Here is a 19070-nt window from a genome sequence, read left to right on the forward strand (position 1 = left end):
GCGGACCTTTTTCACCACATCGCCCCTAAAATATCAGCAATTTTACAGTGGAAATAATTAGCTTTACCCAAGCTTCATGTAACATTTGGAACATCCAACACGGCGGAAAGGGTCTATTAAAGTGACTCGTTTGCTATGGATTTACACCACAATGAAACAGCGACATGGAGCATTTAGTTTATTAGGAGCTGCGGCTATCAGCACCCTGGCATTACCTGTTTTTGCCAACACAGCCACTCAGCAAACTGGCACACAGTCGGCAACTATTGATGGCAGCAACAACCAGGTAATTCAGGTTATTAATCAAGTCAATATTAGCCATCCGGGCCTGGGCCGAGGGCTGGGTAACAACGATCGCCGTGGCACCGTACAGGGGACCGTGCAGGACAGTTACCAGACCGTCACCATCGACGGCAACGGCAACAGTGTCTACCAGGAAACCAACCAGATCAACCAGCAGCGGCAGGTGCCGGGGCGGGGCCAGGGCGTTCGCCCCAGCAATGATGACGACAAGCGGGGCAATGGCCGAGGCCAGGGGCGAGGTCAGGGCCGCGATCGCGACGACGACTAAACCGCGCCTACCCAACGGTTGGGGGATAGCTAGCTTTGGCTGGCAATTCCCCAACCGCTAAGTACGCTTACAGATCGCTGGCGCGATCGTCAATTTGATTGAATGAATTCAGCCAGGATTCCGATTCATTCGGGTGCATTTTGCCTGAACCTCAAGCAGGCTTAAGGTCAACCTAATAACTCATTATCCCGGAATTAATTATGTTTGATTCCCAGAGGTTTTTGCGCCTTTGGGAATTTTTTAGCGATCAAAAATCTCTGCAACTTTGTTTTTTATTTCCGGAACCTTTGGGTAATTTCACGGGTCATAGAGGGTGTGATTCGATGAAATTGAATGCGGCCTGATTAGCGCAAAAAATTGCTTATTTGGTCAATTCCTAATCGTTGAATTCACGCGTTTACTCATTTGCACACTTAGTATTGTTGAGGACGTTTCAATGCTGAAGCACATCTCTACTCTGGGTCTACTGGGTTTTGCCGCGCTGGGCTTTGTGGCCATGCCCGCCAGCGCTGATACCGCTGTGGTGCAGCAGGGCACCCAGGACATTTACATCCAAGGGGATGGCAACGCGACCGTTCAGCGCAGCCAGCAGGTCAACCGGATTGAAACCCGGGGCTCCAACAGCCGCCAAAGCACGGGCATTGTGCAAGACATTTACCAGACCGGCACCGTGGTGGGCGACGACAACGCCGCTTACCAGGAGAGCAACCAGGTCAACATCATTCGCGACAGCCGTCCCGAAAACCGCGGTCGGGGCCACGGCCGCGGCGGGGCCCGCATCGACATTCGCAAGTAACCCCCTCGGGGGCCGTCGCTGGGCCTAGCGCTGGGCTGGGCTGCGGCCCCACCAACCACCCTCTTGCCACTGCAAGGAGACAACCATGATGATTCCAACTTTAAAGGTCGCTCTGGCGGGGGCGATCGCCCTGGTCGGCCTGGCCCCTGCCGCTCTGGCCAGCTCGGTGTCGATCACCACCGACCGGGTGCAGCTTCAGGTGGGCAACGGCGGGCAGGTCTACATTCGGACCCTGGCCGAGCAGCCCCTGAACCTGGTCCGTCCGGCGATCGCGCCCCAGACCAGTGCCCCCCTGCCGCTGCCCAGAGCCAACTTCGTACCGGGCTGTACCGCGCGATCGCACAGTTCCTCCGCCACCCGGTCTACCCCCGGCGGCAATGTGGTCTACAGCGAAAACCGCAGCACCACTCAGGTGTGCCAGTAGCCCTGGGGCCATATTCGAACCCAATATAGGTGCCGTAACTATGATCAAACCTCAGTACCTGCTGGGGCTCCTGTGCACCGGAGCCCTAGTGTCGTTTGCCCCTGGAGCATCCGCCCAGTGCGTAGTTGCCGACGTGGCGATTCAGGCCGCCATTCACGGCGGCTCAAAACCCGCAGAACAGGTCAACGACGTCGCCATCGATGCCGCTGGTCCCTGCGTGGGCAATACCAGCGTCAGCACCAGCCGCCAAATTCAGGTGGGGGGCACCGGGGAGGTGCGCCAGACCCGCCAGAGTCGCCACCAGCTGCGTGGCTCCGAGCGGACGGGCACCATTGGGCCTACTACTGGGCCAACCGTAGTCGTCCCGGTCGAAGTCCAGGTCGATGTCTACAACCCGGCTGAGCGGCTGCGGCGATAGCCCCTGAAAAGGGAACCTATCGACCTCAAGTGGTGTCGTGTAAGCCTGACTTGGGCAGGGGGCGTTTGGTACGTCCCCTGCCCAGGCCAACGACAGCGGCGGCCATGCCTGAATTGAGCAACTGTGCTAACCTAGCTCAATTCTTCTAGCCAGCGCTAGAAGCCTGGTGTAGCCACCCCCTTTTCCTGGAGATGTCATCGTCATGCAGCATCCGTCGGCCCTTGGGGTTGCGCTCTTAATTTTGGTAGCGGTTACCGCCGTGGTGGGGCCTTCCTCCGCCAACGGCAATGCCGCGTTCGAGGGAACCTATCAGACCCTCGGCGCCATCTTATCTAGAGCCAGCGCCAGGGATGTTATGGACTCGTACCAGCGTCAAACCAACACCATCAGTCTCGATCGCGCCCACCTGGACGACCCCCATCTGCTGTCGGTCAGTGTGCCCGGCGGGGCCAGTCTGCAGGGCTACATCGAAATCGACGGCCACACCCGCGTTCCGTTGAACAACAACTCAGAATTTATTGACATCAGCCCCCACCTGAACGAGGCGATCACCCGCATCACCATCGTGGGCAGCTACTCCCCCGCCTCCGCCTCGGTCTCGATCGCCTTCAACGGCCCCAACACGGTGGTGCAGCAGCAGACCGGCGGCACCGGGCGGATCAACTACCAGCTCAATTTACTGGTGCAGTAGGGGAGAGGGGAAGGGGCTGAGTGCAATTGGGCATGCCTGGTCTAGGTGTCGGGTGTTGGGTGTCGGGTGTCGGGTGTGGGAACTAATTCATGCCGTAAAGGGTTAGTCGAGCCCGGCGGTGGGGTGCCGGGGCGTGGCCAGGTAGGCCCGGTAGCCCCGGTGCCGGGTCCAGCTGATCGCGCCATCGCGCTCGGTGCAGAAGACCTGAATGCCCCGCTGCAACAGCCGAGTTTCGGTGTCGGGGTCGATCGCTCGGGCAGAGGCGATCGCCACCGCCGGTGCCACCGCCGCAATCACCGCCTCGTCCAGGGCCGCCCCGTTCCACCACAGCACCTGGCTACGGATCTCCGGCTGGGCCTGCACCCAGGCCCGCTGCCGATCGCGATCGCCAATGTCCGGGAACAGCAGCCAGCTCTGGTGGCCCAGCAGCGTCAGCCGCAGCCCCCGCTCCCCCGCCTGGAGGTACTGCACCTGCTGGCGATCGACCGCCTGGGTTTGGCCAGCACTGAGCAGTTGGAACTGTCCTCCAGTGGGGGCAGCGGCAAGGGCCGAACTGGCCCCGTAGAACTTGCGAATGGGGGCCTTAGCGGCAATGGTGCGCCAGTTTTCTCCGTCGCTGTCGTCGCCGTGGATAGCGCTGGACAGCCGATTGATGCCCGCCTGCCGCAGAAAGGGCACCACAGTGTAGAACGCCGTTTTGTCGGTGCCGCTGTTGACAACCATTGCGCTGCCCCTGGTCTGCACCACCATCACCGCATCCTGCCCCGCCGCCAGCACCGTAACCTGCGAGAGCGTTGCCCCCCGGTACAGCAGCGGCCCCAAAGCCACCAGGCCAATCAGCAGCGCCACCAGGCCGCGCCGCCGCGCCGCTGGCCAAATTCCCAGCCCCCAGCCCCACAAACCGTAGAGCCCGTAGAGCCCAAACATCTGGCCCAGGGAAATGTGGCCGGTGGCCAGGGCGCTGCCGGGCAGGCCCACCTCCCAGCGCACCAGGGCAATCAGCAGGTGGGTGGGCAGCCCCAGGGGCCAGGCGATCAGGCTGCCCAGCTCCGGCCACACCACCGCCCCCAGGCCGCTGACCATGCCCCCCAGGCTGATCACCATCACCAGCGGTGTGGCCACCATATTCAGCAGAATGCTGTAGGTGGTGAGGGTGTTGAAGTAGTAGAGCGACAGCGGAATCGTCCACAGATAGGCGGCCAGGGGTACCGCCGCGATCGCCGCCAGGGTGGTCGGCAGCCACTCCAGCCGCTGGGCGATGGGCTTGGCCGCCACCATCAGCCCCAGGGTGGCCATCACGCTGAGGCGAAAACCAATGTCGTCGATCCAGCCGGGGTTGACCAGCAGCAGCAGGGTGACCGCCACCAGCAGGCAGCCCAGGGGTTTGACGCTGCGCTCCAGGGCCAGGCCCACCAGCGCCCCAAACCCCATCACCGCCGCCCGCAGCACGCTGGGCTGCCCGCCGGTAATCAGCACGTAAACCGCCAGGGTCACCGTACCTGCGATTAGCTTGGCCCGCCCCGGGTTGGCCAGTCGATCGGCCACGGCCCGCTGCCCCGCGATCGCCAGCACCACCCCCAGCACCAGCGACACATGGAAGCCGCTGGCCGCCAGCGTGTGGGCCATGCCCGCCTGAATAAACGCATCCTGAAGGTCATAGGGCACCGTCACCGCCCGGCGGCCCAGGGCCATAGCGCTGACCAGCGGCCCGGCAGGGGTGCCCAGCCCCTGCTCATGGGCGCGGGCAATCCGCTGCCGCACCCGCCACAGGGCAAAGGGCGGCGGCGTCTGGCCCGGTTCGGGCTTTACGGCTGCGCCGACGAACCCGGCAAAGCAGCGCTGGCTGGCCAGGTACTGGCGAAAGTCAAAGGCGTTGGGGTTTTTGGCCAGGGCCGGGGCGTAGAGTTTGCCCCGCACCTGCACCCGCTGCCCCGGGTACAGGGCCTCAATCTGGTCGGCGGGCACTGTGACGTAGAGCCTGCCCTGGCGCAGGCTGGGGGCGCTGAGGGGATTGTTTTGGGCGTCTAGACGCCGCACCTGGTCAACCCTCAGCCACAGCTGGCCCCGACCGCTGCGGGCGAGGCGAGGCAGCTCCTGCACCTGGCCCCAAACGATTTGCTGCGCTCCGGCGGCATCGGCCTGGTTCAGCAGGTGGCTGATGTCGAGGGGGCCGGGGGCCGGGTAGCGGAGGCCGTAGTTGAGGGCGGCCAACAGCGCGATCGCCCCCGCGAGCAACCACTGAGCCGCCGTTGGGCCCCGATACCAGCGCGGCGACACCCCCAGGGCCGCCGCCCCGGCCACCCCGATCGCACTGATTCCTGCGATCGCCATCCCTGCCCCAGGGCTCATCCCCAGGTGACGCACCCACAGGCTCACCCACAGCAGCCCCACCCCGTAGGCGATCGCGCCCAGCACCCCTGCCAGATTGTTCATGATTTTTTCGCTTCTACATGCACCCGATAGCCTTAGAAAGCCCGATTGCGGCCCTGCCCCAACTTTCTAGTTGCCAACTTTGCAGAAATCAGTAGTATTAGTCAGTGCTACATCCAGGGAGATGATAACTATGTCGCCACTGCCCTCCGGTCTATCCACCAGGCCTGAGAGTTTTGCCCCCTCAGGTGAGTCAAACTTGCGCCTGCGGCGGGCGATCGAGAGCCTCGCCCTCAACCTGGATGACGAACTACATCGGTATCGCCAGCATCGCTCCGGGCAGGGGGCCAGCGTGCCTACTCCGGCCCGACTGCAGCTACGCCCCAACCGCAAACCGATCGATCTAATCACCGTTAAGTCTGCCGCCGCCGCACCGGCCACCCCACCGCCGCCGCCGCCCAACGCCCGGCTGCAAGCGCTGCTGGGGCAGCCAGCGGCAGCCAACGGCCAGACCCCGCCGCCCAAAACCACCGTCAACCAGGTGCGGCTCAGCCATGGCGGCACCCTGACCACCTATCGCCCGGCTCCCGAGGAGTATCTGGAGAGCACCGCGGCGCTGCTGGGCAGTCGGCCCCGCCGCACCCAGCCCGACCAGGAGGAGGAAGACTATCCTCCCACGCTGCTGCAACAGCTGATGTCGCCCCTGGGCATGGGGGCCCTGCTGCTGCTGCTGGTGGGAAGTGCTGGTTTTGGCTATCTGGTCACCTCCCCCGAGGCCGTCAGCCACCTGAGCAACAGCCCCATCGCCCGCCGCCTCAGGGGTATCTCCACCCCCGACCTGGCCGATGCCCCCGACGCCGAGGGCCTGTCCAGCCGGGGCGAGACCGGCTTTAGACCCCTTGGGCCAGACCTGTCCGGCAAAGAATTCTCCTCGCTGGGCCTCAGCGACATCAGCACCCTGCCCTCGACTAACACCCCGACCGCGCGGCCCCAGTCGATGCCGCCGATGGAAGCCACCGCTGCCCCAGACCTTGCGTCAGAGGAGGCCCTAGAGGGCGATCGCAGCCCTGTCACCCCTCGCCCTGGGGTTTTGACCCCCGCCGGAGGCAGGACCAACTCTGCGGTTTTGCGGGCTGAAATTGTCAATCCGCCCCGCCCCGCCGCCACCTCGCAGCCCGCCACCTCGCAGCCCGCTACTGTGCAGCCTGCCACGGCGCGGCCTGCCACTGTGCAGGCCGCGCCGACCGCTCCGGCAGCCCCCGCCACTCCCCCGGCAGCCCCGCAGGTGGCCCCCCCGGCGGCCAATGTTCAGCCGCCCCAACCCCTGGCCCGCGATCGCGCCCCAGCCTCACTCAGTCCAGCGGCACCCCCCGCCGTTGCGCCCCCGGCTCCCATTACCCAGGCGCCACCCCCGGCCAGTCCCAGCTACTACGTGGTCACCGACTACAGCGGAGCCGCCTCGCTGGAGTCGGCGCGGGGAGTCGTCGGAGACGCCTACGTGCGAAATTTCTCCAGCGGCACCCGCATTCAACTCGGGGCCTTCTCCCAGGAGTCCTCGGCCCGCAACCTAGTGCAGCAGCTAGAAAGCCAGGGAATTCCGGCCCAGGTGATCTCACCCTAGCCAGGGGAAGTGGTGGGGCAAAGACGTGAGGGAGTAGGAGTTAAGAAAGTTTCCCCCCTACCTCTCACCCTCTCACCCTTCCCCCCACCACCCCCTACCCGCCTGTTATGCTGTAGCAGATTACTCTCGTTGGAGAACGATCGATGGGGCTGTTTGAGCGGGTAAGGCGGGTATTGCGGGCTAACCTCAGCAGCGCCGTCAGTCAGGCCGAAGATCCCGAAAAGGTGCTGGAGCAAGCGATGGCCGATATGCAGGCCAACCTGATTCAGCTGCGTCAGGCCGTGGCCCAGGCGATCGCCACCCAGAAGCGTACCGAACGCCAGAGCGCCCAGGCCAAATCCACAGCCCAGGAATGGTACAACCGGGCCGAGCTGGCGATTCAGAAGGGCGAAGAAGACCTGGCCCGCCAGGCCCTCACCCGTCGTCAAACCTACCTGCAATCGGCCCAGGCGATGGACGCCCAGCTCGACCAGCAGCGCGACGTGGTCACTAGCCTGAAGGAGAATATGCGACGGCTGGAAGCCAAAATTGCCGACGCCCGCACCAAAAAAGACCTGTACATTGCCCGCGCCCGCTCCGCCGAGGCCTCCCAGCGCATTCAGGAAATGCTGGGCCAGACAGGCACGGGCGGCTCGATCGCAGCCTTTGAGCGCATGGAGCAGCGGGTGGTGGAAATGGAGTCCAAGGCCGAAGCGCTGGAGGAACTCAGCGGCGACCCCCTAGAGCGTCAGTTTGCCGCCTTAGAAGGCGGTTCATCCACCGTAGACAGTGAGCTGGAGGCGATGAAGAACCGGCTGGCGGGTCAGGGGCCTGCCCCCGACAGTCTGCCGCCCTCGACCTGATACCGCTATGCAGAATTCAACCTGCAAAGCTTAAAGTAACTCGCACCCCAATACCCAGGACAGCCCAGATCTGAACCAGGCTCTAGAGATTTGGCTTTTGCCATGGTTCTGTGGGGAGATGTTTTTTAAAGCACTTTTTGCCCTTTGCCCTATCCTTACAGTGAAAGGCATTGAGCAATTGGTGTGCCATGGCATCCACAACCGAATCTCCCATTGGTAGCCCCAGCCGGGGTGCAGAAGACTATCCCCTGAGTCCAGTGCCCGTGGCGGCGCGGCGATCGCTGGTCTCCCTCGCCCCCATTTTGGCTGGCTTTACCCTCTACTCCGGTACCCTGTTTGCCGGCGGGTTGGTGGGTCCCTCGTTTCAGTTTTGGCCCAACCTGGTGGCGCTGATCGTGGTTGGCAACCTGATTTTGGGTCTCTACGCCGCCCTGCTGGGCTACATCGCGGGCGAAACCGGATTAACCACGGTGCTGATGGCGCGATTTAGCTTTGGCAATGTGGGCTCGCGCTGGGTGGACTTTATTCTGGGCTTTACGCAGATTGGCTGGTATGCCTGGGGTTCAGCCCTGATGGCCCAGCTGCTCAACACCCTGGCCGGGGTGCCGGAGTCGCTGAACTGGCTGATCATTCTGTTCTTTACCTACGCCTTTTGCTCGACCGCTTATTTTGGCTACAAAGCCATGGACTGGCTGAGTCGGCTGGCGGTGCCCGCCATGGTGCTGCTGATGGTGCTCAGTCTATCGGTGGCCAGTCGGGATGTGGGGGGCTTTGCCGGTCTCCAGGCCGCCGCGATCGCCGATCCGCTGCCCCTGGGGGCGGCAATTACCATCATTGTCGGCACCTTTGTCTCGGGCGGCACCCAGGCCACCAACTGGAGCCGGTTCGCCCGCAGTGGCCAGGCGGGCTTTATCGCCACGCTGATTGCTTTCTTTTTGGGCAACGGGTTTTTGATCTTTTCAGGGGCGTTTTGCGCCAAGGTCTATGGCGAGCCCGACATTGTGCAGGTGATGGCCCAGCAGGGGCTGCTGGTGGGCGGTCTGGTGCTGTTCCTGCTCAACATGTGGACCACCCAGGACAACACGATTTATGCCTTCTCCATCGCCGGGGCCAATATGTTTCGCAGCAGTCGCCGTACCCTGTTTGTGCTGGGCGGAGCGACGATCGCACTGTTTATGGCCTGGGGCGGCATCTACGAAGGGCTGGTGCAGTACCTGATTTTGCTGGGCACCTTTATTCCACCCATTGGCGGCATTATCATGGCCGACTACTGGATTTATCGGCGGGGGCAGTTTCCGGCCCTGGCTGAGCCGCAGCCTGCGTTTAACTGGGCCGGGGTGGTGGCCTACGTGGTGGCCTCGGCAATTGCCTACATCACTGGCCAGGCCGGTTGGGGCATCGTGCCCATCAACGGAATTGTGGCGGCGCTGGTGCTCTACGTGGTGCTGAGCCGGGTGCTGCCCACATCGCGATCGGCGGTCTAGGCAATGGCGGCGGGGTCTACAGCTAGCAGGGCTGTTCCCCTGGGTAGAGATACAAGCAGCCAATGACTGTGCTAAGAGCTTAGTTATGTTGTTGCGGTAACCCTTAATGCCCACCCCATGCGAAGCCCCTGTATCTGATGGAGAGCCTCCCCCTGTGGCCTGGCTGTGGTGGTTAGCGGCTGGCCTTGGGCTGCTGGTGCTAGTGCTGGTCAGCTATGGATACCTCAGCGGCAGCTTCGGCAAGCCATCGACCTGCACCCTTGAAAACGTACCCACCTTAGACGACCCCTGCTTTGCCCTCTGTTTGGAAGGGTTGGCCAACTCCGCCGACACCACCGGACGACTGATCGGCTTTTGGCCCAGCGTTGAGGATGTCTACGCCGCCCGCAACGCCGCCATGGCCAGGGCCGACCACCTGATTCAGTACGAAACCTACTTTATGACGCCGGGCCGTCGAGCCAACGAATTTGCGGAGGTGATTACCGATCGCGCCCTGGCCGGAGTGACAGTGCAGCTCTTGCTCGACCACCAGGGCACCAAGGCCATGCCGCAGAAATACTGGCAGCGGCTGAGAAATATCGGCGTTGACATTCAGTTTTTTCGGCCCCTCGACTGGCGCGCCCCGCTGGAGTACAACTCGCGATCGCACCGCAAGCTGCTGATTATCGACGGGCAGCGAGTCTATATGGGTGGCGCTGGGGTGTCCGACTTCTGGGACGGGGTTGCCTTTGAGCACGACAGGGCTCCCTGGCTCGACTTTGAGGTGGCCTACGAAGGGGAAGTGGTGAGCCTGCTCCAGGGCAAATTTTTGCAAAACTGGTCCTGCGCGGGCGGGTGTATCGACCTCAGAGAGGGTTTGCATTCCGTGCAGCAGCACGGGTCTGTGCCGCTTTACATCACTGACAACACCTCCACCCTCAACGAATCGTCCATGCGCCTGCTGATGCAGCTCCACATTCTGGCGGCCCGAAAGCGCCTGTGGATTGGCAGCCCCTACCTGGTACCCGACGACGACACCGCCCGCTGCCTGATCCGCGCCAGCCAGCGAGGGGTGGATGTGCGGATTCTCACCATGGGAGCCGCCACCGACAAAAAAATGGTGCACCTGGCCAGCCGCGAGTTGTACGGCCCCCTGCTTAAGGCCGGGATTAAAATCTACGAGCACCAGCCCAGCATGATGCACGCCAAGTTTGTGCTGGTGGACCACGACTGGGCCAGCACCGGCAGCGCCAACCTGGACCCCCGCAGCTACTTCCACAACGACGAACTGAATATTTCGGGCTGCTACCCCGAACTGGCCCAAAAAGTCGAGCAGTTCTTCCTCCAGGCCCTGGAGCACAGCTGGTGCCTTACCTACGCCGAGTGGCAGAACCGTCCTGGCCTCCAGAAAGTCAAGGGAAAGACGGCGCTGCTGTTTAGACATCTGCTGTAGGTAGCGTCGGGTGCCTAGTCAACCCGATAGTGACGGGATCGGTCGCCTGTTGATCCCGCGCCCTACAGATCGATCGCAAACACCCAGTCTTTGTAGGTTTCGCTGCGGCCCTCGGTGATGGCGGTGAGCTGGTCGCGCAGGCGATCGGTAAGGGGACGATGGGTGGGTAGGGTGTAGGACTCCACCTTGCGAACCGGGGTGATCTTGGCCGCCGTGCCGCTGAGAAATACCTCGTCGGCAATCAGCAGCTCCGACTTATCCACCGGGCGCTCGATCGTCTCAATGCCCAGGTCGCGGGCCAGGGTGATAATGCTGTCGCGGGTAATGCCTTCGAGGATGTCCTGCTCGTAGCCAGGGGTAATCAGCCTGCCGTTGCGAACGATAAACACATTCATGCCCGAGGCCTCGCTGACCTTGCCCTGGGAGTTCATCAGAATTGATTCGTCAAAGCCCGACTCCACGGCTTCGGTTTTGGCCAGCGAGGAGGTGATGTAGGCCCCGCTGATTTTGCCGCGCAGGGGCAGGCTGCGGTCCTCCTGGCGGTACCAGGAGCTAAACCGACAGGTGACCCCCTCGGGCGACAGGTAGTCACCCAGCTCTAGGCCGTAGACAAAAAAGCTCTTTTCGACGCTGTGCAGCCGCGGGGAAATGCCCAGGTCGGAGGTGTAGACAAAGGGGCGAATGTAGAAGGAGGTGTCGGGCCGATTTTTGCGCACAAAGTCGGTGATCACCGCCTGGATTTTGTCGGCGGGCAGGTCGTAGTTGAGCAGCCGGGCGCTGGTGCTGAGCCGCTGGCAGTGGCGATCGAGGCGAAACAGCAGCACGCGCTTGCCCCCCGCCGGATCGGGAATGCCCCGCAACCCACCAAAGGCCCCGGTGCCGTAGTGCAGCGCGTGGGTGGCAACGGAGAGCTTGGCGTCTTCAAAGTTGCAGAACTGGCCTTCAAAGTAGGCGACGGGTAAAAAGTTGTGCATGGCTACGGCTGGGCAAAATTCGGCATCTCTCAAGGATAGACCCAATCCATAGCCTTATTAGGTTAACGATCTTCAAGTTAGCTGTCGATGACGTCCGCGGATGCCCCAGGTGGGCAACTGCCAGCGAACCAGGGGGCAGAGGGCGATCGCACGGCCCTGGGCACCGACAGGCGCTATCCCTTCAGCCGTCTTCCGGTCGAGACCACCATCCCCTGGCCGGGGCGTCGGGGGGAGTGGGGGCACGATTGTCCCTGGGGGTGGCGCAGCTCAGGTGAATTGAGCAGGACCGCCCACAAGAGCAATAGAGCTCTTGAACGACCAGGGGAGGATGCCAACGGTTCTGGAAAAATTAATGGCTAGCTTAGAGGAAACCAATGGCAGAACCTGACGGTCTTCGGCGCACAATTGATCAAGATGCAGAGCAGAGCAGAGCAGAGCAGAGGAAGGGCTTGAGTATGTTTGCACAACTGCCGGAGCGGCGAATGCACTGGGTTCGCTGGGTATTGACGGTTGGTTGGCTGCTGATGATTGCCTCTCTGTTCTACGACCCCTGGACCCAGGCCCTCACTGTATCCGACCATCCCTGGAGCCCCCTGCGGCTCCAGCAGAGCTGTGTGCAGGTGCAGGGAGAATGCCTCATCGAGCAACCCTACCCGTTAGGCACAACCCTGTTCTGGGGAGCAATTGTGCCCGCCGCCATCTTTATCTTGCTGGTGTTTGGCCATGAGCTATGGCGGCGGATTTGTCCGCTTTCGTTTTTATCTCAAATTCCTCGCGCGTTGGGATGGCAGCGGCAATTTAAACGAGAGCATAAAAAAACGGGCAAGGTGCGCTACGAATTGGCAAAAGTTGATTCGAATTCATGGCTGGGCCGGAACTACCCCTACCTGCAATTTGGCTGGCTTTTTGTCGGACTGTGTGGCCGAATTTTGTTTTTCAACGCCGATCGCCTGGTGTTAGCCGGGTGGCTATTGTTTACAATTGCAGCGGCGATCGCCGTTGGTTACTTCTACGGCGGCAAGTCCTGGTGTCAGTACTTTTGCCCCATGGCTCCGGTTCAAAGCATTTACAGTGAACCGGGGGGCTTGCTCAGCAGCAAAGCCCACATGAGTGAGCAGCCAATCACACAATCCATGTGCCGCACGGTGCAGCCGGAGGGTAAAGAGCAGAGTGCCTGCGTCGCCTGCCAAAATCCCTGCATTGACATTGACGCCGAGCGCACCTATTGGAACAGCCTGAACAGACCAGAAACCTCGTTTTTGTACTATGGCTACGTGGGGTTGGTGATTGGCTATTTTGTCTATTACTACCTCTATGCAGGCAACTGGGACTATTACTTCTCCGGGGCCTGGGTGCGGCAAACCGATCAGCTCGCTTCGCTGTTTAATCCTGGGCTCTACCTGTTTGGGAGGGCCATTAATATTCCCAAATTGTTTGCGGTGCCGCTGGTGCTGGGAACCTGCACGGCGATCGGGTATTGGGCAGGACGATGGATCGAAAAGCGCGCTAAAGCCCACAGCCGTCGCCATCAGACCAACCTGTCGATCGAAACCATTCGCCATCGCATCTTTACCCTAGGTACCTTTGGTATTTTCAATTTTTTCTTTATTTTTGCAGGGCGTCCCCTGGTACAGCTTTTCCCCTGGACGGTGCAATACCTCTACGACCTGGGATTGGTAACGCTGAGCACCCTCTGGCTCTACAAAACCTGGCGGCGCAGCCCCGATCTCTATTCCCGTGAAAATTTAGCGAATCGCTTTCGCAAACAGTTGGAGAAACTGCAGCTTAATGTTGCCGAGGTGCTGGAAGGACGGGCGCTGAGCGATCTCAATACCCATGAAGTGTATGTGTTAGCTAAAGTGCTGCCCAGTTTTACCCGCGAGAAGCGCCACCAGGCCTACAAGGGAGTGGTGCGAGAAGCCCTGGAAGAAGGCTACGTAAACTACGCCAGCAGTTTGGACATATTGCAGCAAATGCGTCAGGAGCTAGGCATTACCGATGACGAACACCGCATCGTGCTGGAGGAATTGGGCATTGAAGATCCAGAGTTGCTAAACCCCGATCGCCAGCGCAGTTTAGAAAATCAGATTCGCCTGAGCGGCTACCGCAAATCCCTGGAGCGGCTAATGCTGCTGCAAAGCAAGCAGATCGATTCGCAAAGTAATGCCTACGGGAATCGCCCTGGACTTGAGCAGCTATCATTCCAAGATTCAGCCGCTGTTCGCTCGCTGCGCCGCCAATATTCCATCACTCCCCAGGAGGAAGAGTGGATTTTGAGTGGATTTTCGGTCAATGCCAGTCGGGTCAAAAAGGCAGAGTTTCTGCTTACCCAACTCCCTGGCTTGATCGAGTGTTACCGCGCGCTCAATCAACCGATGCTGCATGGACACAAAGCCGTATTAACCCTGCTCCGGGAAAACATTAGCCACAAAAAAGAACTGATCGTGCGATCGCTGCTGGAAACCCTGGAACTTCTCCAGCCCGACCCGGCAGCGTTGACCCTGGCCCAGACTTTACAGCAGGCCTCCCCGACTGTTTTAGGAGAGCTGATGGAACAGGAGAACTGGGGCGATCGCCTGCCGCCAGAGATTCTGCACTGTCTGACCCAACCGGGAGAAACCCCTGTTTCCTGTTCATTGGAATTCTCCACTGAAGCTATTCTGGGACATCTAGAAGCCCTGCTCCAGGATCAAAATCCGATGATTCAGGCGGCAGCGCTCTACATTATGGTTCAATTGGACGCAGATTGCAGTCGGGCGATCGCTCAAAATCGTCGCCATGAGTTCCATTCCCATCTGGTTCAAGACACAATCGAGCGGATCTTGGCGTTGCCCTCGCCACCAACAAAAACCACATCTCTGACTGAATTTCCCACCTTAGAGAAGTTGGTCTATTTATTTAATAGCGACTTCTTCCACCGGATGCAGAGTGATACGCTCGTTGCCCTGGCAGATCGAGTAGAGGTGAGAACCTACGGCCAGGGAGACCTGATTACAGAAGCCGGGGATACCTGTCGAGAGTTGCTGCTGTTGATTGAAGGCGATGCAAACATTCACTACCAAACTGAGTTTGGGATTCAAATTGAGCAGCTTCATCCCGGTCAAACCCTGGATGAGCTGGAGGTTTTAGCCCACAGCAACTCAGAAAATACGATCGTTGCGGATAGCGAACGGACTCGAATCCTGGCTATTTCTGTCGATACCTTTGATGATCTGCTCGACCACGACTCTGATTTTGCACGACGGGTGCTGGAATTGGAAAGTCGGCAGCTTCAGCGCTTCGTGCGATCGGCCCAGCCACTTTGAAGATCACAGCCCTATCCCTTGAGCCGGAACAAGGCACGTTTGATTCCCAGGGGTGGCGCGATCGCTGCCCTGCCCGCAAACTCGAGCAGCCGATCGGCCCTAAACCGCTTTGGGCAACCAGACCGCCTCGTCGCGCTGGGGGGTGGCGAGCTGGCTGGGCATGCTCTGGCGGAAGGACTGGTAGTAGTCCTGGTGAGCCTCGGTGTAGAGGGTGCGCAGCATCACGATCGGGTCGGGGTGGTGGTCTACCCGCAGGTCCAGGTGGGGGTAGGGGGTATTGTGCATGACGTAGAGGGCGGCAGACTGGCGACCGCGCTTGTCACCCCCGGCGGCGTCCCCCGCCTCCAGGGCCAGCAGCAGGCGATCGCTCAGCCCCGCCCCTGCACTGCCGTGAAACGCTGCGGCCATCGCCTCCAGCACGCCAGGCCCCACCAGCATATTCCCCGCCACCGACAGGTTGTCAAAGGTGCGGTGCCCCGCCCAGCCCACGCAGTCGCGCCCCGTCCAGGCAGCGGTGTGGCCGTGGTGGTCCACCAGGTGCACCTGGCGCTGGTCGCGATCGCAGTCGTTTTCCAGTAGCCACTCCAGCACCACCTCGGCGGAGGCATCGCTGAAGGGGCTTTCGGTGGCCTGCCGACGTTCCAGCAGCTCCAGCCCCCAGATGCCCAGCAGTGGGTTGGTCTGGGCCTGGGTGGCGATTGCCCCTACCCCCGCCCGAGCGTGGGGCACCAGCGCCCCCACCGCCAGGTGCTTGGTGGCCACAGCTACCCCGGTCATGCCTGCCTGGGAGTCCCACGCAACAATAGAAAACGTCATAGTAAGGCTGAATTTATATAAGGTGTATGCAGTGCACAGATTAAGGCAATTGTTAAAGAATTCTAAACTGGCGACTGTGGCGAATCATACGATTTTGGATTTTGGATTGGGGATTTTGGATTGGGCCAATACCTTTTGCCTGAGGCCGGGGGCTTAGGAACATCCAGCATTCCCAACTCCAAAATCTAAGATCTAAAGTTCCCCAAACCTTTGAATTTTGCTAAAAAAGCCTATTTCCTGGCCCTGGCTGCCCTTAGGATGACCCATTAACCCCGGAGGAAAACAACTATGTGCGGTATTGGCGGCGTCATGTACGCAGACCTGGCCCAGCCTGTCGATCCACAGATTTTGATGGGGATGGCTGCCATTCAGTACCACCGGGGGCCCGACGGCTTTGGCTACAAGGTGGTGGAGGGGCGCGGCGTGGGCTTTACCCACGCGCGACTGTCGATTATTGATCTAAACCCGGAGCGGGGTCGGCAGCCCTTTCGATCCGAGGACGGCCAGTATTTGGTCGCCCACAACGGCGAATTCTACGACTACAAGCGGCTGCGGGCCGACCTCACCTCCCGGGGCTACAGCTTTCGCACCAAGAGCGACACCGAGCTGATGCTGCACCTCAGCGATCGCTTTGGCCTCGACGGGGCGCTGCCCCACCTGCGGGGCGAATTTGCCTTTGCGGTCTACGAACACCAGCAGGACCGACTCACCCTGGTGCGCGATCGCTTTGGGGTTAAGCCGCTGTTCTACAGCCTCACCCCCGAGGGACTGGTGTTTGGCTCCGAGATCAAGGTGGTGATGGCCCACCCCTCGGTGCAGCGTCGCTTTTCTGCCGATGGGCTGTACCACCAGCTAATGCAGACCATGGTGCCGGGCACCACCGGTTTTGAGGGCATTTACCCGGTGGAGCCGGGGCAAAAGGTGGTGGTGCAGCGCCAGGGCGGGCGGCTCACCCTGCACAAAGAACAGTACTGGGATTTGAACTTTCCGCTGCTGGGCACCCGGCCCCAGCGCAGCGATGAAGACTATATGGAGGAACTGCGCCAGCGGTTTGTGGAGGCGATTCAGCTGCGGCTGGAGGCGGATGTGCCGGTGGCCTGCTACCTCTCCGGCGGCATCGACTCCTGCACCATTTTGGGGGTGGCCGCCGCCTGCCAGCAGTCCCCGGTCAAAGCGTTCACCATCGGCTTCGACGACAGCGACTACGACGAAACCGCGATCGCCCGGGAAATGGCCGCCGCCGTGGGGGCCGACCAGGACATTCTCACCGTCGATGGCACCCAGCTCTACGACCACTTTGCCCGCACCCTTTGGCACACCGAGCGCAGTATCTACAACACCTTTACGGTGGCCAAGCTGCTGATGAGCGAGCATGTGCACCGGGCGGGCTACAAGGTGGTGGTTACCGGCGAAGGGTCCGACGAGCTGTTTGCGGGCTACCCCCAGCTCAGGCTGGATATGATTCGCCACGGCATGGCCCACGCCAGCCCCCAGGAGCGGGCGGATCTCGAAGCCTGGCTGGCGGAGAGCAACAAACTGTTTAAGGGCAACCTGCTGGCGGAAAACCCGCTGGCGGATGCGGCCCTGGATGGGGTGGTGGGCTTTACCCCCAGCTGTTTGCAGTCGTGGCTGAGTTTGGCGGACCGGGTGCCGGGGCTGCTGCACCCCGACCACCACGAGGCGCTGCGGGACTACCGGCCAGGGGCGGCGATCGCCGCTGCCCTGGAGGGGGATCAACTGCGCGATCGCCACCCCCTCGACCGGGCCCAGTACGTCTGGATCAAAACCCAGTTTGAATCCCAGGTGCTGGGTTGGGCAGGCGATCGCGTCGATATGGCCAACTCCCTGGAAGCCCGGCCCGCCTTCCTAGACCATCCCCTGGTGGAATTCGCCGTCACCCTGCCCCCCAGCCTCCGCTTTCGCGGCCACCAGGACAAATACATCCTGCGGGAAACCATGCGCGAGCTGCTGCCCGAAACCCTGTACAAACGGCAGAAGTTCGCCTTCATGGCCCCTCCATCCCACACCGACCCGGCGAAACAGCGGGCCATGCAGGACCTGGCTGCCACCTACCTCAGCCGCGACGCTATCGACTCTGCCGCCCTGCTCGACCACAGCGCCGTTCAAACCCTGCTGCACCGCCACCAGGACGACGCCACCCCCATCGCCGAGCGGGTGCAGCTCGATGCGATGATCAACCACCTGCTCAGCGTCCAGATTCTACACCAGCACTTCGTCGCCCAGGACATCCCCCAGGTGGCCCAGGCAACAGCTGAGCAGCTGGGCTGGACCGAACGGCTCCAGACCGCCAGGGCATCGAAATAGTCCTCTTTAATCCCGTTTTCAATCCCTCAGTACAAAGAAATATTTCGGTAGCAAGGGTCACCTCCATCGGCCTGGGCACCTTTGGAGGGAACCCATCAATGTCGCGCGATCGCGCCCTTTGTCGCTATGAACAACGCTTTACTCGCCTCCGTTCGCGAAGCCGACGGCCGCTACCTATCTGACCTGGAGCTGCGTCCCTTCGACCAGATGCTGGAGGCTTTTCAAACCCGCCTGAACCTCTACAGCCATGTGCGAGATCACGGCAAAGAGCTGGTGCTCAACGCCCTGCGGCGAATGATGCAAACCCCCCACCGCCAGGTGGTGCAGGAGCACGCCCAGCAGTGCCAGCGCGACATGCTGTACACCCTGGAGTACGTCTCCAAGGGCATTTTGCTCCACGACGAAGACGGCTTCATGGAGGAGTATCTGGTCTGGATGCAGAACATCATTCGCTCTTTCAATCGGCAGGGGGCCTGTGTCACCGGCTATCGAATGTTAAAAGAAGAAGTTCGCACCACCATGCCCGGCGACCAGAGCAATCTGATGATGCTCTACCTCGATAAGCTGATCGAGGCCCTGGATACCGGTATCTAGGCGCGATCGCAGCGAAGTCAATGGGGCGATGGGTCAGCCGTGAAGGGTAAGGGTTGCCCTGCCCCGTCGCCCCGGTAACGATTCCTTTGCAAACCGGGCTGATTGCCCCAGTTCCCCGGTTTGAATTTAAACTGACAGTAGGTCTAGTCTCTTTTTGATTTTTGCCAGAGCGCCTTACCTATGGGAAAGTCTCGCCTCAGCCCTCGTCAGCGGTCCTACGAAGCCGACCTGATTAACCGCCTGTCGGATAACCACCAGCTCAACCAGGCCCAGCAGCGCATCAGTGGGCTCAGCGATAAAGACCGTAACCTGGTGTCCGAGCGCCTCAGCAGCCGCACCCGGGGCCGCCTGCGGCAGAGCTACTAGCATCACCACGCGGAATTCAAAGGGCAACGTTCGAAGTGAAG

16 protein-coding genes are annotated in these 19070 nt (G+C 61.1%); 13 read left to right on the forward strand and 3 right to left on the reverse strand.

The features are described from left to right. Nucleotides 1-151 precede the first annotated feature (151 nt). The 5 genes from NF78_RS28640 to NF78_RS25625 all read left to right on the forward strand — a co-directional run bounded on the left by NF78_RS28640 (nucleotide 152) and on the right by NF78_RS25625 (nucleotide 2900). Nucleotides 152-571, forward strand: coding sequence for a hypothetical protein (locus NF78_RS28640; protein WP_052050956.1), 420 nt, complete (start codon nucleotides 152-154; stop codon nucleotides 569-571). 436 nt (nucleotides 572-1007) lie between these two features. Then, nucleotides 1008-1367 carry a hypothetical protein gene (locus NF78_RS25610; protein WP_035992885.1) on the forward strand — a complete coding sequence of 120 codons (360 nt, stop codon included), beginning with the start codon at nucleotides 1008-1010 and terminating at the stop codon, nucleotides 1365-1367. 88 nt (nucleotides 1368-1455) lie between these two features. Continuing rightward, a complete protein-coding gene (locus NF78_RS25615; RefSeq protein WP_156119969.1) occupies nucleotides 1456-1791 on the forward strand; it encodes a hypothetical protein in 336 nt (111 codons plus the stop codon). A gap of 40 nt (nucleotides 1792-1831) precedes the next feature. Next, the gene (locus NF78_RS25620; protein ID WP_035992891.1) at nucleotides 1832-2209 is read left to right on the forward strand and encodes a hypothetical protein; all 378 of its coding nucleotides are present in this window, start codon (nucleotides 1832-1834) and stop codon (nucleotides 2207-2209) included. Between the two features lie 202 nt (nucleotides 2210-2411). Continuing rightward, on the forward strand, nucleotides 2412-2900 hold the full coding sequence (locus tag NF78_RS25625; RefSeq protein ID WP_035992894.1) for a hypothetical protein: 489 nt from the start codon (nucleotides 2412-2414) through the stop codon (nucleotides 2898-2900). A gap of 102 nt (nucleotides 2901-3002) precedes the next feature. Here the strand turns inward: NF78_RS25625 and NF78_RS25630 are convergent, their stop codons facing one another. Continuing rightward, nucleotides 3003-5333, reverse strand: coding sequence for a ComEC/Rec2 family competence protein (locus NF78_RS25630; protein ID WP_035992897.1), 2331 nt, complete (start codon nucleotides 5331-5333; stop codon nucleotides 3003-3005). A gap of 130 nt (nucleotides 5334-5463) precedes the next feature. Here NF78_RS25630 and NF78_RS25635 point away from each other — a divergent pair, with 130 nt between their 5' ends. From NF78_RS25635 to NF78_RS25650, 4 genes are all read left to right on the forward strand, one after another. Next, complete coding sequence (locus NF78_RS25635; RefSeq protein ID WP_156119970.1) at nucleotides 5464-6891, forward strand: SPOR domain-containing protein; 1428 nt, start codon at nucleotides 5464-5466, stop codon at nucleotides 6889-6891. A gap of 143 nt (nucleotides 6892-7034) precedes the next feature. Continuing rightward, nucleotides 7035-7733 carry a PspA/IM30 family protein gene (locus NF78_RS25640; protein WP_035992902.1) on the forward strand — a complete coding sequence of 233 codons (699 nt, stop codon included), beginning with the start codon at nucleotides 7035-7037 and terminating at the stop codon, nucleotides 7731-7733. A 188-nt stretch (nucleotides 7734-7921) separates the two neighbouring features. Next, nucleotides 7922-9217, forward strand: a complete 1296-nt coding sequence (gene codB / locus NF78_RS25645) for a cytosine permease (RefSeq protein ID WP_035992904.1) — start codon at nucleotides 7922-7924, stop codon at nucleotides 9215-9217. Nucleotides 9218-9371: 154 nt separating this feature from the next. Further along, on the forward strand, nucleotides 9372-10649 hold the full coding sequence (locus NF78_RS25650) for a phospholipase D-like domain-containing protein (protein WP_035994139.1): 1278 nt from the start codon (nucleotides 9372-9374) through the stop codon (nucleotides 10647-10649). Between the two features lie 62 nt (nucleotides 10650-10711). On the opposite strand, the gene NF78_RS25655 is transcribed toward NF78_RS25650, so the two are convergent. Continuing rightward, nucleotides 10712-11623, reverse strand: a complete 912-nt coding sequence (locus NF78_RS25655; protein WP_035992906.1) for a branched-chain amino acid transaminase — start codon at nucleotides 11621-11623, stop codon at nucleotides 10712-10714. 455 nt (nucleotides 11624-12078) lie between these two features. Here NF78_RS25655 and NF78_RS25660 point away from each other — a divergent pair, with 455 nt between their 5' ends. Continuing rightward, nucleotides 12079-14928 carry a cyclic nucleotide-binding domain-containing protein gene (locus tag NF78_RS25660; protein ID WP_035992909.1) on the forward strand — a complete coding sequence of 950 codons (2850 nt, stop codon included), beginning with the start codon at nucleotides 12079-12081 and terminating at the stop codon, nucleotides 14926-14928. A gap of 99 nt (nucleotides 14929-15027) precedes the next feature. On the opposite strand, the gene NF78_RS25665 is transcribed toward NF78_RS25660, so the two are convergent. Continuing rightward, on the reverse strand, nucleotides 15028-15744 hold the full coding sequence (locus NF78_RS25665) for a DUF1028 domain-containing protein (RefSeq protein ID WP_035992910.1): 717 nt from the start codon (nucleotides 15742-15744) through the stop codon (nucleotides 15028-15030). 288 nt (nucleotides 15745-16032) lie between these two features. On the opposite strand from NF78_RS25665, the gene asnB reads away from it, so the two are divergent. The 3 genes from asnB to NF78_RS25680 all read left to right on the forward strand — a co-directional run bounded on the left by asnB (nucleotide 16033) and on the right by NF78_RS25680 (nucleotide 19029). Next, nucleotides 16033-18069, forward strand: a complete 2037-nt coding sequence (asnB, locus tag NF78_RS25670) for an asparagine synthase (glutamine-hydrolyzing) (RefSeq protein WP_035992914.1) — start codon at nucleotides 16033-16035, stop codon at nucleotides 18067-18069. Nucleotides 18070-18195: 126 nt separating this feature from the next. Continuing rightward, nucleotides 18196-18663 carry a hypothetical protein gene (locus tag NF78_RS25675; protein ID WP_035992917.1) on the forward strand — a complete coding sequence of 156 codons (468 nt, stop codon included), beginning with the start codon at nucleotides 18196-18198 and terminating at the stop codon, nucleotides 18661-18663. A gap of 180 nt (nucleotides 18664-18843) precedes the next feature. Continuing rightward, nucleotides 18844-19029, forward strand: coding sequence for a hypothetical protein (locus tag NF78_RS25680; RefSeq protein ID WP_035992919.1), 186 nt, complete (start codon nucleotides 18844-18846; stop codon nucleotides 19027-19029). Nucleotides 19030-19070 lie beyond the last annotated feature (41 nt).

Source organism: Leptolyngbya sp. KIOST-1, from assembly GCF_000763385.1.
Taxonomy (GTDB): Bacteria; Cyanobacteriota; Cyanobacteriia; order Phormidesmidales; family Phormidesmidaceae; genus Nodosilinea.

What these genes read in the sequence shown, in the direction of transcription:
- NF78_RS25635 (WP_156119970.1), top strand. Translation starts at nt 5,464, where the DNA reads ATGTCGCCACTGCCCTCCGGTCTATCCACCAGGCCTGAGAGTTTTGCC.
- NF78_RS25660 (WP_035992909.1), top strand. Translation starts at nt 12,079, where the DNA reads ATGTTTGCACAACTGCCGGAGCGGCGAATGCACTGGGTTCGCTGGGTA.
- NF78_RS28640 (WP_052050956.1), top strand. Translation starts at nt 152, where the DNA reads ATGAAACAGCGACATGGAGCATTTAGTTTATTAGGAGCTGCGGCTATC.
- NF78_RS25630 (WP_035992897.1), bottom strand. Translation starts at nt 5,333, where the DNA reads ATGAACAATCTGGCAGGGGTGCTGGGCGCGATCGCCTACGGGGTGGGG.
- NF78_RS25620 (WP_035992891.1), top strand. Translation starts at nt 1,832, where the DNA reads ATGATCAAACCTCAGTACCTGCTGGGGCTCCTGTGCACCGGAGCCCTA.
- NF78_RS25655 (WP_035992906.1), bottom strand. Translation starts at nt 11,623, where the DNA reads ATGCACAACTTTTTACCCGTCGCCTACTTTGAAGGCCAGTTCTGCAAC.
- NF78_RS25640 (WP_035992902.1), top strand. Translation starts at nt 7,035, where the DNA reads ATGGGGCTGTTTGAGCGGGTAAGGCGGGTATTGCGGGCTAACCTCAGC.
- NF78_RS25615 (WP_156119969.1), top strand. Translation starts at nt 1,456, where the DNA reads ATGATTCCAACTTTAAAGGTCGCTCTGGCGGGGGCGATCGCCCTGGTC.
- NF78_RS25665 (WP_035992910.1), bottom strand. Translation starts at nt 15,744, where the DNA reads ATGACGTTTTCTATTGTTGCGTGGGACTCCCAGGCAGGCATGACCGGG.
- NF78_RS25625 (WP_035992894.1), top strand. Translation starts at nt 2,412, where the DNA reads ATGCAGCATCCGTCGGCCCTTGGGGTTGCGCTCTTAATTTTGGTAGCG.
- codB (WP_035992904.1), top strand. Translation starts at nt 7,922, where the DNA reads ATGGCATCCACAACCGAATCTCCCATTGGTAGCCCCAGCCGGGGTGCA.
- NF78_RS25610 (WP_035992885.1), top strand. Translation starts at nt 1,008, where the DNA reads ATGCTGAAGCACATCTCTACTCTGGGTCTACTGGGTTTTGCCGCGCTG.
- asnB (WP_035992914.1), top strand. Translation starts at nt 16,033, where the DNA reads ATGTGCGGTATTGGCGGCGTCATGTACGCAGACCTGGCCCAGCCTGTC.
- NF78_RS25680 (WP_035992919.1), top strand. Translation starts at nt 18,844, where the DNA reads ATGGGAAAGTCTCGCCTCAGCCCTCGTCAGCGGTCCTACGAAGCCGAC.
- NF78_RS25675 (WP_035992917.1), top strand. Translation starts at nt 18,196, where the DNA reads ATGAACAACGCTTTACTCGCCTCCGTTCGCGAAGCCGACGGCCGCTAC.